Annotated in this window: 10 protein-coding genes and 1 pseudogene; 4 read left to right on the forward strand and 7 right to left on the reverse strand. The window is 43.7% G+C overall.

Annotation, left to right across the window (positions count from 1 at the left end; genetic code table 11):
- Positions 1-39: 39 nt before the first annotated feature.
- From AB4307_RS01680 to AB4307_RS01695, 4 genes are all read right to left on the reverse strand, one after another.
- Positions 40-1,710 (reverse strand): flagellar assembly protein A, encoded by a 1,671-nt coding sequence (locus AB4307_RS01680; RefSeq protein WP_372099543.1) that lies wholly within the window; start codon positions 1,708-1,710, stop codon positions 40-42.
- Between the two features lie 420 nt (positions 1,711-2,130).
- The gene (locus AB4307_RS01685; protein ID WP_372102663.1) at positions 2,131-4,224 is read right to left on the reverse strand and encodes a tRNA(Met) cytidine acetyltransferase TmcA domain-containing protein; all 2,094 of its coding nucleotides are present in this window, start codon (positions 4,222-4,224) and stop codon (positions 2,131-2,133) included.
- A gap of 93 nt (positions 4,225-4,317) precedes the next feature.
- On the reverse strand, positions 4,318-5,292 hold the full coding sequence (locus AB4307_RS01690) for a ParB/RepB/Spo0J family partition protein (RefSeq protein ID WP_017061212.1): 975 nt from the start codon (positions 5,290-5,292) through the stop codon (positions 4,318-4,320).
- Positions 5,293-5,297: 5 nt separating this feature from the next.
- Positions 5,298-6,515, reverse strand: a complete 1,218-nt coding sequence (locus AB4307_RS01695) for a ParA family protein (protein WP_017061213.1) — start codon at positions 6,513-6,515, stop codon at positions 5,298-5,300.
- 1,260 nt (positions 6,516-7,775) lie between these two features.
- On the opposite strand from AB4307_RS01695, the gene AB4307_RS01700 reads away from it, so the two are divergent.
- Entirely contained in the window at positions 7,776-9,755 is a 1,980-nt protein-coding gene (locus AB4307_RS01700) for a replication initiator protein RctB domain-containing protein (protein ID WP_017061215.1), read from the forward strand.
- A 380-nt stretch (positions 9,756-10,135) separates the two neighbouring features.
- Here the strand turns inward: AB4307_RS01700 and AB4307_RS01705 are convergent, their stop codons facing one another.
- Both AB4307_RS01705 and AB4307_RS01710 read right to left on the reverse strand, forming a co-directional pair.
- Positions 10,136-10,654 (reverse strand): transcriptional regulator, encoded by a 519-nt coding sequence (locus tag AB4307_RS01705; protein ID WP_229647584.1) that lies wholly within the window; start codon positions 10,652-10,654, stop codon positions 10,136-10,138.
- Positions 10,651-11,538, reverse strand: a pseudogene (locus AB4307_RS01710) (ABC transporter ATP-binding protein). The gene AB4307_RS01705 and the pseudogene AB4307_RS01710 overlap by 4 nt, the downstream one beginning before the upstream one ends.
- 185 nt (positions 11,539-11,723) lie before the next feature.
- Here AB4307_RS01710 and AB4307_RS01715 point away from each other — a divergent pair.
- Both AB4307_RS01715 and ybiA read left to right on the forward strand, forming a co-directional pair.
- On the forward strand, positions 11,724-11,921 hold the full coding sequence (locus AB4307_RS01715; RefSeq protein ID WP_017070170.1) for a hypothetical protein: 198 nt from the start codon (positions 11,724-11,726) through the stop codon (positions 11,919-11,921).
- A 189-nt stretch (positions 11,922-12,110) separates the two neighbouring features.
- A complete protein-coding gene (gene ybiA, locus AB4307_RS01720) occupies positions 12,111-12,671 on the forward strand; it encodes a riboflavin biosynthesis intermediates N-glycosidase (protein ID WP_372130920.1) in 561 nt (186 codons plus the stop codon).
- A 174-nt stretch (positions 12,672-12,845) separates the two neighbouring features.
- On the opposite strand, the gene AB4307_RS01725 is transcribed toward ybiA, so the two are convergent.
- On the reverse strand, positions 12,846-13,604 hold the full coding sequence (locus AB4307_RS01725) for a substrate-binding periplasmic protein (protein ID WP_017061220.1): 759 nt from the start codon (positions 13,602-13,604) through the stop codon (positions 12,846-12,848).
- Positions 13,605-13,692: 88 nt separating this feature from the next.
- Here AB4307_RS01725 and AB4307_RS01730 point away from each other — a divergent pair, with 88 nt between their 5' ends.
- Entirely contained in the window at positions 13,693-16,125 is a 2,433-nt protein-coding gene (locus tag AB4307_RS01730) for a response regulator (protein ID WP_372130922.1), read from the forward strand.
- Positions 16,126-16,245: the final 120 nt, after the last annotated feature.

The raw sequence follows: 16,245 nt of genomic DNA on the forward strand, positions 1-16,245 counted from the left end.
CACCTTAACCATACGTAACTTTGTGTTCAGCACAAAAGTCTACAAAGCAATATCCTCTTGCTCCATCTTGAATGAACATTGGATCTCGTATTGGTTGAATGAGAAAACACTTCCACCATGGGTTCGCTTGGTTGTGACTGTCTCATCACCAAATTGAATCGTCACTCGGGTATACACTTTTTCGTGTACCTCTACAGTGCATTCAGCAAGGTTGGTTGCAAACTCCGCTTCGAGTGTATCTAGCTGCGACTTTGTGTTTTCAATTGCGAGGTTATTCTTCTCACGTTGCTGCTCTATTTCTAGGGCTTGCTCTTCGCTTCTCTCTGCTTTCGGGCGCTTCTTAAATTCTAACTCTTGGCGAATCACACCCATGGTTTGCTCTTGAGTGTATTTATAAGTTTCCTTCAGCTCAGCTATCTTTTGGCGGTAACCATCGTAGCGCGCAAAACCATGTACCTTAGTTGCGGTGTCTCCCTCAACACCTAAGAAGACACATTCTACTTTTCCGCCAACTTTGGCTTCACCACCGCTTAGCGTGCCGTGTTTTTTCAAGCTGTCCATCACGATAAGGTTGTTACCACAGCGAATGTCATTACTCATACTGTGCACACCAAGTCTAAGGTCGTTGGCCGTTTGTAGCTCAGCATTCTGTGCGTAGCTTGCTGTGATAGAGCCTTTACTGAATACCTTACAACTTTTTGGCTCCCCCTCTTTAGTCGTATGGCCGATAATGCCTTTGGCGACTTTGATATCCCCCTGGGCTTGAACTTCGGCCGATTCGATAAAGCCACCAACCGTAACACTTCCGGTCGCCTTGACGATCATCCCCGGCTCGATGTTGCCAGAGACGAAGACATTACCTTTAAATTTAACATGCCCAGTTGAGACATCGACGTTGCTGACACATAAGGCGTCATCCACTTCGATGGTTCGATCTTTAATGATGGGCAATCCAGGGTGTGAGGCGAGTAGTAAATTGGGATCTTCAGGGGAGATGTAGGTGCCCTTTCCTGGCTTGATTAAACTGTCTTGCCCAGGAAGCGGTGGGATAATTCGGCCTTGAACGGTAAAGCCAGCGATACCTTTGGTAGCGGGGGTACGTTTCATTAAGTGATCATTTTGACCAACGGTAATGGTTTGTCCCAAGTCTCGCATATCAATCTTGCCTTCGTCTTTGCTGCGAGGCTTCAAGACTTGGCGAGTAATATCTTCAACCAAAGCGGCAAACTTAGCATCCTTACCTTTTACTGGTTGTGTCCCTTTAGCGACGGGCTGAGTAAACTTTTCCCCGGGCTTAAGTTTGCTACTCATCATCAGAACTTTTCTGAGCGCTAACTTATTTATTCCTTTTGTTATTTGAGCTAGAGATAAGCACTGAATGATGTCGCTACCACGCAGTGGGTGTCCATTGTAGGGACCAGTGACCACGAGACTCGCCAACATCTCATCATCAGACAGTTCGACCGCAACAGTGGCATTTCGAACTTCAGCAATCAAGATTCCTTCATAAGCTTCACCCTTACCTTCTTTAGCAAGAGTAACGAAACGCAACACCTCTTCTTCGAAAAGAAAATAGTTTGATGCATTCAAAGCTTCCAAGGTTGGTGGCAGCGTCTTGTTATCAAAGCTTGCGTCAACCACAATCCCGGTTGGCAGACATGCCATTACTTGTTGCTTGTCTTCCGACAATGTAACGATGTTATCCCACATTCGAATTGAGTATCCCTAATGACTCAGTTGTTATTCAGTCTATATAATTCATTCTGCGCTGAGTATCACATTATTAGAATAATCAGCGTCACATCACTTACTTTCGATTCTGCAAACATGACTCATAAATAAGACTTACACATTTTATGATCTGCTTCGCCTTTACAAATACATAGGAAGATTTTTTCAGAATATTTCGTGTGATTGAATGTCGATTCGATATTGGTGCAAGATAGTAAAGGCGAATAGCTTTAGAAGATTAAAGGCTGTCATGGAGAGATGAAACAGAAGTGATGTAACAGATAGTCAGGGTAAAAACGGATTTCAATATGGAGCTTCAGTTTACAGTGTAAATCCAAGATTCTAATTTACACTGTAAATCTAATTTGTAGCGGTCAGTCTATTTAAATGATGGCTAGCCTATTTACACTGTAAATTTGCTAACAGAGCATCGACATCTTTACGAAACTGAATCTCTGCTTGTTTACGACCAACCAGATTAAACTGTTCGACACAAGCCTCCCACTCTTTCTGCTGAACAACCTTTGCGATGAGTAAGTCAGAAATACCTACGTTTCGATCGTTACTGAGTAGAATCAAGTTCAGTACGCTGAAGCTGATCGCATCATAACTGTTGCCACCGTTCACGTAATTTCTAACTAACTGAGTTTCAAACTCGCTAACGGTTTGGACACTCTTTGGCAGCAGATCTCGCACCATATCGGTTTCAAGTGAAACCAAAGAACCTGAAACAAGAAAACAGTAGATACGCTCGAAATGATTTTGAACTTGGTTTATCCAGCCTTGAGAGTTTGAGTTAAGCGCCTTAACCATCAGAACCGAGTGACAGCCACTTGCCTGATCTCGCTGGTGGCCGATGTGCACAGCTTCAAATTCACTACGCCGCCAAAAAGAAATCAATTCGCTGGTCGCGCCAAAGCTTGTCGCCAGATAATCTGCTTGGCTGGTTTGCTGTGATAACTGAGCCAACATCCAACGGCCAATACCCAAACCTTGATGACGCGCTGAAACGGCAATGCGCATCACTCGAAGGCAACGACTGCTCGCCGCATGAGTACAGCCAAGTTGGTTTGCCAGTAATACTGGAGCAAGGTGACCTTGAGGCCTGCGTTTTCCAAGTTGAATTTGAGTAATCAACTCGCTGTCCAAACCACCCTCTTCCGTCACCAACATACAACCTAAACATTCACCTTGCTGCCAAGCGGCGTATAAACGGATTGCTGGATTGTTGAGAAACTGCATTAAGTCATTAGGCGAGGTCTGATAGTGCGCATCCACAAGAAGAGAAAAACATTGTTGTAGCTGCTCAGGATTAGCCAAGCATTCTGCTTTTGATAACTCGACTAAGTTTAATTTTTTGATTGCGTCAGCAGAAAAGCCATCGAGTTCATCAACCGCCGATTCAGTGACTGATGCGTCATTACCAAGTAGAAAGCAATCAAACAACCAATCCTCTAGCGGATCTTTGTTATTCCAACGAATCGGTTGTTCGAGCTTAAAGCCTTTCCACCCCGGACGATGCTCAGAAAGCCAAGACTCAAACTTAATACCGAACCCTCGCCCACTGCCTTCGTAACCATGTACCGTGGTTGAAAAGACCATACGGTGATAGATGTCGACCATGGATTTAAGCATCGGAATTGGAATTGCAGCTGCTTCGTCAACCAATAACAGATCGCAATCAGGCTTAGATTTAAGTAATTCATCTGTTGCGACGAATCTTAAACTGCCACCTTGATGACGAATGTGAGTAGCGTTTACCACTTCGCAAGATTCCAACCCTTGGCCAGCATGAGAAAATACCGGCTCTACCGCTTTCACTGAAGGTGCAGTAACAATAATATTAAAACCGTGACGCTCAACTAACAGCTGCGCTGCGGCAATACCCAATGTCGAGCTTTTACCACGCCCTCTATCCGCAGTGAGAATCAAAGGACGTTTACGATGTCCAGACACCACTTTTTTGACTAATTCAACAGCCGTGTTTTGCTGTTCAAATTTATCCAATCCGTTTTGGGCGCTTTGCATCTGAGGAAGAGCGTGAGTTGCTTGAACTACATCGCCGGCTTCATTGTGTTGTGAAACAGAAATCAGTTTATCGAAATGACGTTTTAACCAACGTTGGCCAAAGCTTTCACTATCTTCAGAGGCATTAACTTTTGGCGGCAACACCAACAACAACCCACCACCAACTAACGAACCCAACGCGGCACTAAAACCATTCGCATCGAACTGCTCTCTAAAATCACAAACAAGAACTTGGCACTCACGACCAAGCAGTTGTTGGCCTTTTTTTACTGGAGCATGAATCACACCTTCAAATGGCGTACCGCCAACCTGGAAGATGCTCGGAGTGTTTGAATCTTGAAGGAAGGTAAAAACAGCAGAGTTTTGCCAATCAAAATCGCCATCAAAGACCACGCCGTAACGGTGATCGTTATGCTGAGCAATATTAGAAAGTGTATGTAGAAAAGTGTTGGTTGGGTTTGTCATAGTTAGCGTCCAGATTCATCTAAACACAGTTTATCACAGCCAAATAAAAAGCCGCATAAAGCGGCTTTAGAGGAGTAATGAAAAGTCGTCGACTTAGTCGAGCTTCGATTGTACGAAGGCGAGGATTTCTTCCATTGTTGCGTCATCAACTTTCTTAAGGTTCAACGCCAAGTTTGAACCCTTGCGGCTGTATGATACGCGGCCCTTAATAAGCTCAACTTTTGGAGAAGCTTTCTTCGCTGGCGCTGGCGCCAATTCAAGAATCCAACCTTCCAATGTTTCGGTCACGTCTTTGGTTAGACGAGTTACGCCTTGAGCTTCGCTACGCTGCCATACAAAACCTTCAGAAGCATCACACTTAGTCAGCAGTGTTTGCTGCTGTTCACTCGTCAATCCACCAAACTGCTTGTGCAGTTTAACAATAGTTGGACGACCAAGGTCGCTCACATTTGGGTAAGCTTGTAGCAATTCAAGTGGTAGAGCAGCTGCTTTCAATGCACCACTCACTAAAGCTTCACTGCACTGGAACATTTTAGCCAGTGCTTTCTGATCTTCAGCTTCGCCTTTATCCAGCTTCGCTTGCATCTCTTTGCCCTTCTCGTAAAGAGAAAGCGGTTTATGAGCGTTAGCTACGTCTGATAGGAACTTAGCGTGTTCGCCGTTAATGTTTTCAGCAACATAGATTAGGAACTCTTTGTCAGCCAAAATACATGACATACGACGACGGCTACCATCAAGAACTTCAATCTTACCGTCTTTGTTCTTACGACCAACCGCTGGGTATTGCTGACCACGTTCTTTCAATGTTGTAAGAACATCAGAAAGCGCGTGCTCGTTTAAGAAAGATTGCTCACGAGCGTTCTCTTCAAAAACAACCGTTCGAGTAGCCACTTCAGCCGCAGGAATTCGAACCAATTCAAATGAAACCAAATCTTCGCCAGCAACAGAAAGCTCAATCACTTGAGCCTGCTCTTTTGCCGCTGTTTGCGCTTCTTGTGGTGTTGCTACGCGACGTTTGTTTGCTTTACCAAATAGCTTTGCATTTAAGTCAGATGTTTTAATTGCCATTGTTGTTATCCCTGATTAAGTGAAGGCCAGTTGCTATGTAATACGCGCTCTAATTCTAGAGCACTTTTTTGTACTGCGTCTTGAGCAACAGCTAGAGTTTTCTTACCGCCCTCAAAGTCGCTCACCGTTAGATCGAAAACCGTGCTGTAAGTGTCGGCACAGGTTTCAAAAGCACGGCTTCTTGGAATGGTTGCCATCATTACTTGGTCATTCAACAGGTAGTTCATTTCAGTCAGAACTGACACCTGTTTCTTGTTGTCGTCTTCAAACATGGTTGGCATTAGACGAACAAATTCGAGCCCTTTCCAGTCATCCGGGAACATTTCGTAAACCGTTGGTAAGTGCTGGAAGAAGTTAACCGTTGAAGCCCAATCCAAACGCTTAGCTGCACATGGAATCAGAAGTGCGTTCGACGCGTACATTGCATTCCATACTAGAGGGTCAACGTGCGGGCCGGTATCAATCATAATCACATCGAAATCATCGGCGATTTTGTCGATAAGCTTCTCTTTTAACAGACGAACAATATCAAGTGACTGATCTTGTGAAAGGCTTTGCCACGCTTCAGCGTTAAACATCGCATCTTCTGGGAAAGCAGAAATTGTCTTCAGGTTTGGATACTGAGTTGGCAATAGTACGTTCTTACGAAGAAACTCTAGATCGACATCTTGGCCTTCAGGCACATTGTCCAACATGATATCGACGGCAGAATAGATGCTGTCGTGCTCTGCCCCACTAATTTGTGGATTTAGGAACAGACGCAAAGAGCCCTGTGGGTCCAAGTCAATCAGACAGATACGGTAGCGCTTATCCAAATTCAGAGACAAACAAGCGGCTAAGTGAACTGCTGTCATTGATTTACCCGTACCACCCTTCTGGTTTTGTACGTTGATAATCCATGGCTTGTTGTCAGCGTGCTGCTTACGTTCATGGAACTTCGGCACTTCTGCCGCGTCCATCAACATGTGAGCTTCTGTCAATGAAATCGAGTAATGATTAGCGTTGTTCTTTGTGAACTGATGGCCATCAGCTTCAAGTTTAGTGATCGCTTCATCGAGCTTACGACGCGTTAAACCAGAACGAGTCTCCATCATAGCTTTAGACATTGGAGGGAAATGTTCATCACTTCGCTCTTCCAAAATAATCTCAATTCGGTCAGCCTGAACTTGTTGAGTTTGTTCGGCTAGCTGATAGAGCTTATCAATCGTTTGTTCTCTTTTCATTGCCAGTTTCCGTAATGATTAACCAAGTACAAATTGTACAGCGATTAACAACAAACACAACAAAAACATGAACATACATTTATGAGTAAAATCACATAAAATAGACCGCGTTTTTACAATTTGATGAAACATCGCCTTAGACAAACACAAAAATGACTGTTTCTATCATGTATAACCATGCTATTTCTAGTCTACATTTTAAATGTTACAGCATCACTTATTTACAATGTAAATGGAATTTCAACGAAAAACCTTCGGAACGATTGAAATACAACCGTAGATTACGGTTGGTGTGATTTGCATTCGAATTTATAGATTTTCAATCCAATAAAAATCAAAAAACACTCAATGACCAAAAAATTCAAAACAGAAGAGAAGATGGGGTGTCAAAAAACAACAGAGGATTGGAACCTAACCGGAAGAATGATCATGGAGCACATCCAGTGTAAGATAATTGATAACGCCAAATTATGAAGCATGATCAAGGCGTAAACTGAGCAATATTGATCCGAGCAACTGCACATTGAAAATGATCAACCTCCGGAAAAATGATCAAGTAAACATAGTTCCGGAAGCATGTAATTTATGAACTAAGTTACGGACAAATGCTTTTGGAATGGGGATTCAACGCCTATAAGGGCTCAATGATTGAAAATTCAATCGACACAGACCAAGAATACACAAACATGACAATTTCATGATCATGCTTCCTAGTTAAGACCCACCCGCTCTAAATACATCAAAGCAATCCATTTCCAGCGGATACAGACTAAATTTTGCACTCAATAGGGTAGGAACGATAAAAAAGTATGCTCTCTTGATCATTGTTCCGATAGATTGGCCACCACAAGTGTCCACTTAGACAAGTCAAAAGCGACTTAGAAACCGATGTTGAATTCCGATCTGTGGATAAGCTGTATAAGTATAATGATCATGCTTTCGAACCAATAATGATCATGCTTACAATGACTTAATGATCATCGTTCTGATGTTCTGTGATCATGCTTTCTTAAGTTTAATGATCATAGTTTCGGAGCCTTTATGATCATGCTTTCCAAGGCGATTTATTTTAATGCTTTAAATTCAGACACTTATAAGCAAAGTTACGTCCAGATCATTAGATCACTTAATCATTTAAGATCATATTAATCAAAAAGATCAGTTATTTAAAAGCCAATAAATTCTCTTTATTTATGATCATTCTTTCTTTATCATTCAGGAACTATAGTGAAATTACGGTTAGTGTGATACGGATCAAAAATGAAACCAGAAGAGAAATTGTTAATTAAGGCACGAAGCCACAAAGATGGTCATTTATTTGAGGTATCTGAAACAGCCGTTGAATGGATAGAACAATATCAACACTTCAAAGGTGTCACCAAAAGCATAGTTGAGCTTCTTAACCTAATTTCACTTCGTGGGTTTAGCAGTAAAGACGGGTACGTTTCCACCACTGAGATTATTGAATCAACCGATGGTCAAGTCACTCGCGCAGCCTTACAGCAAAGGCTGAGAGCTGCAGTTAATATCGGATTGTTCAAACAAATCCCCGTTCGCTTTGAAGAAGGCCTTGCTGGTAAAACCATGTTGCATCGCTTTGTGAACCCAAACCAATTGATATCGGTGCTGGGTGCCACCAGCTTAGTGACAGAAAGCGTGAAGCAAAATGAAAAGCAAAAGCGCTCTAAAGCCCTAGCTCAAACCAAAGTAAACAAGCGCTTACTGAATGAACATGGGTTGAATACCCCACCAACGATGAAAGATGAAGCGGATCAATTCATTGTTTCGCCAACCAATTGGGCGGGGATTATTGATCAAGCGTTAGCGCCACCTAGAACTCGTAAAAGCTACCAGAAATCCATGGTTTCGATCTCTGGCACTCGCGCTGTGATCGAGACACGATCTTCTAAAAATATCATGACCGTTGACGATCTGATGACGCTATTCGCGTTATTCACTCTCACCGTTCAATATCATGATCATCACCAAGATGATTACCATCTAGACGCGAAACACACGCCAAACAAAACACCACTCTACATCACTGATATTTTGTCTTTACGTGGCAAGAAAGACAGCGGCCCTGCACGTGATTCTATCCGCGACAGTATTGATCGTATCGAATTCACGGATTTCCAACTGCACGAGCTTACAGGCCGTTGGCTTAGTGAGAACATGCCAGAAGGCTTTAAGAGTGATCGTTTCCGATTCTTAGCTAGAACCATTACCGCATCGGAAGAAGCGCCTACAGAAGGCTCTGACGGCGAAATTCGCATTAAACCGAACCTATACATCCTGGTTTGGGAGCCTTCGTTCTACGAAGAGCTGCTGACGCGTGACTATTTCTTCCTATTTCCGCCAGAAATCCTGAAGCAACATACCTTGGTTTTCCAAGTGTATTCGTACTTTAGAAGCCGCATGGCACGTCGCCATTCAGATAGCATGTTGCTCAGTGAGCTCAACCAGAAATTGGCGCGTAACATCGATTGGCGTCGTTTCTCGATGGATCTGATCCGCGAGCTCAGAAAGCTGGGTGAAGTCGGGGATCAAGAAGATACCTTCCTGGTTAATCTTTGGGGTTATCACTTGACGATCACCGCGTTGATCGAAAAAGGGAAAACGACCGATTATCAGGTAGATATCAAATGTAATGTGGAAGAAGTATTACGTTACTCAAGAGCGCGTACCACTAACGCAGGTAAGCGTAATATGGCACCAACGCTGCCGAACCCACTTCGTAACGAAATGGTGTCTAAGCAGAAACTGGAAGAGCTGTCTGAGATTATCGACGGTGAGTTTGAGCCAATTCAGCGTAAAGCACCGTCGCCAAGAGGTAAATTGGGACGTCGAGTTAAGCAGCGTAAACACTCTGTTGAGATCAACGCTGACGAGATCATGATTACTCTCTCTAAATATACCTCTGCAGAGGCTCTAGAACGCAGCATAACGGCTTTATCTGCTATGACAGGGCACTCACATGCCTCAATCAAAGAAGAGTGCTCAGAGCTCATTGAGAAGCTTGATTGGTTGAGAGTAGGGGAGGACGTTATCCCATACGAAACACTGAGTCGCTTGATTGAGCTATATAACGACCGAGATAGCACCAGCAATCGACATCTGTCCATTGAACGTTTGATCTCTGGTTTAGCGGTGCGTCGTAAAGTGTGTAAACAAGTTCATGAAGGTCATTTAGACGAAAACGTGTTCCTTGCGCTCGATGAAATGGCGATTGGCCACTAGTCATTATCCTATCGCGATAAGCCTGTTTTACCGTCGCTGAATGAATAGTTTTGAACACATTAGGTGCTGATTAAAATCGCACCTAACGCTGACAAAGTGATGACAAAGTAGCGCATCTAGTTGATTATTATTTATCCTGAATAGACAACCTTTGTCCTTTCTTGTGATTAATAGATTGGCTCATATTTTGTTACATCATACTGAATAGATTTTTGCGAGTTCCCAAGGGGCTCGCTTTTTTTTGCCTAAAATTCAGTCAATCATTAAAATTCAATAGCTTACAGAGTTAAACGCCGAAGCATGATCAAGGCTCGATCATGCTTTCTACGGATCTAGCTCTGGTGAGATTCTGATTTGATACTTGATCGAGAAGGGCTTGATCAGTGGAGATGGCGTTGAATAATTCCTTGATCATCGTTTCGGGGATGGGTTGCCATAAAGCGTACATGCGACTCGATCAATTTTTCAGACTCTGCTTTCCAACGTGGTTCTTGCTGTTGGTTCGTAAACTCCAAAGCCAATACACACAAGTGTTGTAGCCGCTGTGTACACCACTCTTGCAATCCTGCTTCTGATTTTGGGTCACATGACACCGCTTGCAGCTTACTGTAGGCAAACATTAGGTATTGGTAGGCTTTATCTTGATGGCTTGAGCTGTTGGCCTCCTGCGAAGCCAACTCCGGATTCGATGAATCCGCGAGGTGGCGATAGAAAGTAAAGATTCTCAGGCATCCGTCTAGCCAACATGCGATGCCTTTGCTCTGCTCATCCGTGATCAATGGCCCCCAGAGCGCATCTGGAGGCGTTAAGATCAAAGGTTCTAACCGGTCCACTTGATCATGCTTTCGGTCTTTGTACCAATCTCCGATCCGCTCTAACCAAGTGTCTAGTTCATTCATGCAACGTTATCCCACTGTTTTACAAAGTGATTATCAGAAACTTGTTTGATTTCATGCTGTATTTCACTGCTCTGCTCTCGAATACGATCAGCGTCTATTGAATAGTTTGGCTCATTTTTGACGAGTTCGCCAAATGGCAGATCGGGATTTGGTACGGCAGAGATCAACAACTTAGTGTACGGGTGTCGTGGATTGGTTAAGATCGACTGGGTTGATCCCCATTCGACGATCTGTCCTTTGTACATAACCGCTGTCTCTTCTGCGATGTAATGTGCTGTGGCAAGATCGTGGGTTATGTACAAAAAGCCAATCCCCAACTCTTGCTTCATTTTTTGAATCAGGTTCAACACGCCAAGTCGAATCGAAACGTCCAACATCGAGGTGGGTTCGTCAGCAAGAATAACCTCAGCGCCAACGGCCAGTGCTCTCGCTAGGTTAACCCTCTGTCTTTGGCCTCCACTGAGCTCGTGCGGGTATTTGGCGAGCGTTTCGATGGGTAACTCCACCAGCGTTAATAACTCTTTGAGGCGTTCTGTGAGAGCCTGTTTAGTGGCTACCTGTTTATGGATCTTAAGTGGGCGCGTTAAATGGTGCTCAATGGTGTGAGTGGGATTAAGTGAACCAAAGGGGTCTTGAAACACCATTTGCACACGGCTGCGATAATCCAAGATATCTTTACGGCTTTTCAGCGTAGAGATGTCTCTGCCTTTGAACAGTATCTCTACCTCTGTCGCAGGGTAAACCTTGGTCATCAATCGTGCGCAGGTGCTTTTCCCGCAGCCTGATTCTCCGGCTAAGCCGAAAATCTCGCCTTAGCCTATGTGAAAGCTAACGGATTTGATTGCATTGAAAGAGGGGAAAATGAGAGTTGGATCAAACCACATTTCTTATGGGGAATCTTTTAAATATAATTGCAGAAAATGGCTTTGGCAAAGTTTAAATGAGGCATTTATTAATTAGCTTTGTGAAGCGTCGGAATCATCACACTTCAGTACAGAATTTCTTAACAAGCGAAAAAGCATTTGCTACAGATTACCTGTCCATTACATGGTGCTTTTCGGAGGAAAACATGTCCATTAATTCTATCAACCATGATGAAATGACAAATATTGCAAACAAGTGGGATGCTGAAGAAGAAGAAGTATCTTTCAAACCAGAAAAGAAAATGAAGTCTGCTGAAGCTCGTCGTCGTATCGAGACTCTAAGAGAAATTAGAGAAAGCGGTTTGAGTCTGGAAGAAGCGAGGGAGCTAGGTCTTATTCACTAATAATCCCCATTGCATTTAGAAGGGTGGCACAACGCCACCCTTTGATTTATAAGTGTTTTTTCATGTTTCCTATCCAGATTTAATCAACTCCTTGATTCTTTGGTTCACTGTTCTGTTTAGCCTAACCCTTTTGATATTACGCTTTTCAGATGAAAAACACGCACATGGCATACTCTTGAGCTAAGTTGTTTGACAGTCATATTCAACGCCACTAATTTTAAAGTTAAAGCAAAAATATGCGATGTCGTTGGTAAGGAGAAGGCTATTTCTAATTCTGTGGCTCAAGCTAAAGAAGTGCTGTTTTACGAACCCGAAGATCCGAACGGATACCTGTCAAATTTTGCCGCTTGTCCTATCAAGGTGGGTGATCAAGTTTGGGCAACCAGCGAACATTATTATCAAGCGATGAAGTTTGCCTCCGAAGCGCTACGTAATACCATTTTGGAAGCCAGTACACCTGCTGAAGCGTTCTCTTTAAGTCGTGACTACGAAGACCAAGTTCGCGAAGATTGGTATGACATTCGTGTTGAAGTGATGCAGTTTATTGTGACGGAGAAGTTCAGACAGAATCCACAGTTTGCGCTGTTTCTTACCAATACCGGAGATTCGATGATCAAAGAACATTCGCACAAAGACCACTTCTGGGGCGATGGCGGCGATGGAACCGGCGAGAACCATTTGGGTAAGATTCTGATGGCAGTGCGTCACCAGCTTCGCACTCAGCAACTGCATTTAATTGCTTCGCACTGATTCGTCGATTCAGATAGCGGCATGCTTATCATTACTCCTTAGACGCATTTAAAAGGCCGCCCTGCTATCTAGTATGAAGCAGGGCGGCCTTTTCGGTTTTAGAGAGTCAGGCATCAACGAGAGTTAACGTACGTGACTAAGCTATCCGTTGCTAAGTTCTAAGTTACGCTGGTGCTATAAGTAACTCTGTACGATGTCGTCAAGCTGTCCATCGTCTTTCATTTGGTCTAGGCGTTGGTTGATGAAGCTTTGCAGTTTAGGATCCATCTCAGGGTCAAACGCCAAATGGATAGGGTAGTTATTGATGACAGAACCAAACTCTTGCATCTGGTAATCATCAATACTCAGTTTTTGTTCGTTTAGGTTGTATTTGATTCGTGATTCCATTTCCACAAACACGGTGTCGCCAGGTGCTCGGTTCAGGACACGAAACGCAGCAGTGTAATCTTTTACTCGAATCTCGTTGAGCTTGCCCTGTTGGATATAAGGTTCCAAGTTCGGATACTCAAATCCTTTCAGCAATACTACGGCTTTCCCATCGAGATCATCGATTGTATTGAACTCAAATGGCTTTTTACCGCTGCTGAGTAATACGTGTTTTACATTGTAAATCGGGTCTTCAGATAGGTTCGCAGATTGAATATTCCCCCAACTAGGGCTGCCATAGGTAACCCAGTTTGGATTCTCTCTCGCATCGAGCTTGTCGATCATTCGATTAAAAGGGTAGGTGTGGTAGTTGATCTCATATTGGCTGTCATCAAACACGGCTTCCACAATATCTGAAACAATTCCTCTGTGAGATGACCCGTCAGTTTCGATTTGAAAAGGTTGCGCTTGGCTCGCAATAATGTAGTAGTGAAGAGGTTCGTTTGCAGAAGCATAACTGCTTGAAAACAAACTGACTATGGATGCAACGATAAGATGTTTTTTCATAACCTTCCCTAGTTATTTGATGAATGACTACTATTATACTAGTTGAGTAATTGTAGTTTGCTAGGATAACAATAATGGTAATTTGTGTATGTTGACAAAAGGAAAACGCTACGTTGGACTCTCCCGACAGTTGATCGGGATGATAATAGCGATCAGTACCTTATTCACAGTTATAGTGACAGGTCTCGGGTTGTATGTAGAGTACCAAAGTCGAGTTTCTTTTATCAGCTCTCAGATCGAGCAGGTCAAGGCTGGCTACCTTTCTGGTTTAACGGCAAGTTTGTGGGTTGAAGATCGAGAGCAATTGTTTGTGCAAGCCGAAGGCATCTCTCGCCTCCCTTCGGTCAGTTACCTTCTTATCGAATGTCCCGATGAAAAAATTCTAGAGTTAGGTCAAAAGACCGAAGGCCAATCTTATTCTCAGTCTTGGGAAATGGTGCACCAGATGGGCGGCACAGACTTCCCGTTGGCGACGCTCACGGTGCAATCAGACTTGAGCATGATCCTAGATGACTTTGAAGAACGAGTGTTATTGTTGCTCGCCTTCGAAGCCGTTAAAATCTTCTTGTTGTCTCTCGTATGTTTAACCATCGTCTATCGTCTTGTCGTAAAACGTTTGATGACTATGTCTTCCCAAATCAACCAACAACAGGTCGAAGACAACAAACCGCGCTTTATAACGCCAACTCACTCTACTTACAAAGATGAGATATCGACTCTAGAGAGTAGCTATAACCGATCGGTAGAACGTATTCGTCAACAATATCAAGAGCTGGAAAAAGCTAAAGATGTTGCTGAGGTGGCCAACCGCAATAAAAGTGAATTCCTTGCCAATATGAGTCACGAAATCCGTACACCAATGAATGGGATTATCGGGTTGTCGTCTTTGCTCTCTGAAATGGATATGCCGAAAGAGCAAAAAGAGTACATCAACATGCTCAACACCTCTTCGCTTACGTTGCTCGACTTAATCAACGACATTCTCGATTACTCGAAGATCGAAGCGGGGCGACTAGAGCTTCAGCAAGAGCCGATGAAAATGATGGGCATTGCGGCCGACGTTGAATCAACCTTTCGAGTGAAAGCCGAACAGAAAGGGCTTCGATTCCAATTAGCGATCGACCCTAAGATCCCAACCATGGTGATTGGCGACGGTACTCAACTAAGACAAGTCCTAAATAACTTAGTAGGCAACGCGATTAAATTTACCGAGCATGGCCACGTCACGCTCTCGCTTCGTTTGGAAGAGGTGGTTGAGCCTGAGCAAAAACTCAGAGTGAGGTTCGAGGTTGTCGACAGCGGTATCGGTATTGCAGAAGACAAACAGAAATCGGTGTTCGATAAGTTTCAACAAGCCGACGGCAGTACCACACGTATTTATGGAGGCACAGGGCTTGGTCTAACAATATGCGAGAAGATAGTGACATTGATGGGCAGCAAGCTTGAACTCACCAGTGTTGAAGGTAAAGGCAGTACCTTCTATTTTACGGCTGACTTTGACCCGTGTTTAGAAGCCGATGAAAGCAATATCGATTTCAATAAGGTTTCGGTTCTGCTTGTGGATGATAGCCAGCTGAACATGCGTATAACGTCTACACAGCTTCAATCCTTTGGCGTTAAGTCTGAGTGCTGTGAAACGGCAAACCAAGCGTTAGAGTTGGTTTCAGAGTCTGTGGCTAAGTCATCACCTTATGCTCTCGTTCTGATAGACAAAGTAATGCCGTCCGTTGATGGCTTTCAACTGGCGAGAAGCTTAGTTGAACGCTTTGGTAGCGAGTGTCCCAAGTTAGTGATGATCTCTGCTGACCCTAGAAAGCAAGATGAAGCTCGTGCTAAACAAGTCGGTTTTGTTGCCTACATTGCGCGTCCTTACCAAGATAATCAGCTTAAATGGACCATCAGTGAGGTACTCGCGAGAGCGGCTGATACTTCAGTCTTTACCTATCCGAACAGAGGAGAGGTTGCGTTTAAAGACAATGAACCTGTGCCGTTAAGTAAACCTGCAGCGGTTGTTAAAGATGCTCCCATTGTCTCTGTAAACGCCACACCAGCCGATAAACAAGCTCCAATTCAAGCAGAGTCAAAACCTGTCGCAGTTGCCGGAGAATTTAGTGGTACAGTTTTAGTTGTTGAAGACTCGCGAGTAAACCAACAAGTCGCCAAGATGATGCTCAAGAAGCTTGGCTTTGAGGTTGATATTGCCGACAACGGTGAAATTGGTGTCGAGAAATTCAAAGCCAACGAATACGAGATGATTTTTATGGATTGTCAGATGCCGGTTCTCGATGGCTTCGAAGCGACCAAGCAGATCCGAGCGCTCGAAGAAGGGGCTGCAAAGCATATTCCAATCATTGCGCTGACGGCCAACGTCGTGCAGCGAGACAAGCATTTGTGCTTCGATGTAGGCATGGATGAGTTTTTACCTAAACCGGTTAACCAAGGCAAACTGAGAGAGATCGTAGCGAGTTTCTTGTCGAAAGAGACGGAATCAAACAAAGAACATGAGCAGCAAATTGTTTAGTTGAGTATCTCTAATCTTACTTTCATTAAAAGAGTAATGAGGCGAATTAGACATAGTCTTTTATGCCGTTGGTTATATTTGAAGTATCGTGTGAAAGAAATGATAAAGGTGGCCTGAAAA

Origin of the sequence: Vibrio sp. 10N.261.52.C2, from assembly GCF_041471425.1 — a bacterium.
Classification (GTDB): domain Bacteria; phylum Pseudomonadota; class Gammaproteobacteria; order Enterobacterales; family Vibrionaceae; genus Vibrio; species Vibrio crassostreae_C.

Excerpts from the sequence above, each read along its gene's own strand:
- AB4307_RS01685 (WP_372102663.1), bottom strand. The coding sequence starts at position 4,224 with ATGACAAACCCAACCAACACTTTTCTACATACACTTTCTAATATTGCT.
- AB4307_RS01700 (WP_017061215.1), top strand. The coding sequence starts at position 7,776 with ATGAAACCAGAAGAGAAATTGTTAATTAAGGCACGAAGCCACAAAGAT.
- AB4307_RS01695 (WP_017061213.1), bottom strand. The coding sequence starts at position 6,515 with ATGAAAAGAGAACAAACGATTGATAAGCTCTATCAGCTAGCCGAACAA.
- AB4307_RS01690 (WP_017061212.1), bottom strand. The coding sequence starts at position 5,292 with ATGGCAATTAAAACATCTGACTTAAATGCAAAGCTATTTGGTAAAGCA.
- AB4307_RS01715 (WP_017070170.1), top strand. The coding sequence starts at position 11,724 with ATGTCCATTAATTCTATCAACCATGATGAAATGACAAATATTGCAAAC.
- AB4307_RS01725 (WP_017061220.1), bottom strand. The coding sequence starts at position 13,604 with ATGAAAAAACATCTTATCGTTGCATCCATAGTCAGTTTGTTTTCAAGC.
- AB4307_RS01680 (WP_372099543.1), bottom strand. The coding sequence starts at position 1,710 with ATGTGGGATAACATCGTTACATTGTCGGAAGACAAGCAACAAGTAATG.
- AB4307_RS01705 (WP_229647584.1), bottom strand. The coding sequence starts at position 10,654 with ATGAATGAACTAGACACTTGGTTAGAGCGGATCGGAGATTGGTACAAA.
- AB4307_RS01730 (WP_372130922.1), top strand. The coding sequence starts at position 13,693 with ATGTTGACAAAAGGAAAACGCTACGTTGGACTCTCCCGACAGTTGATC.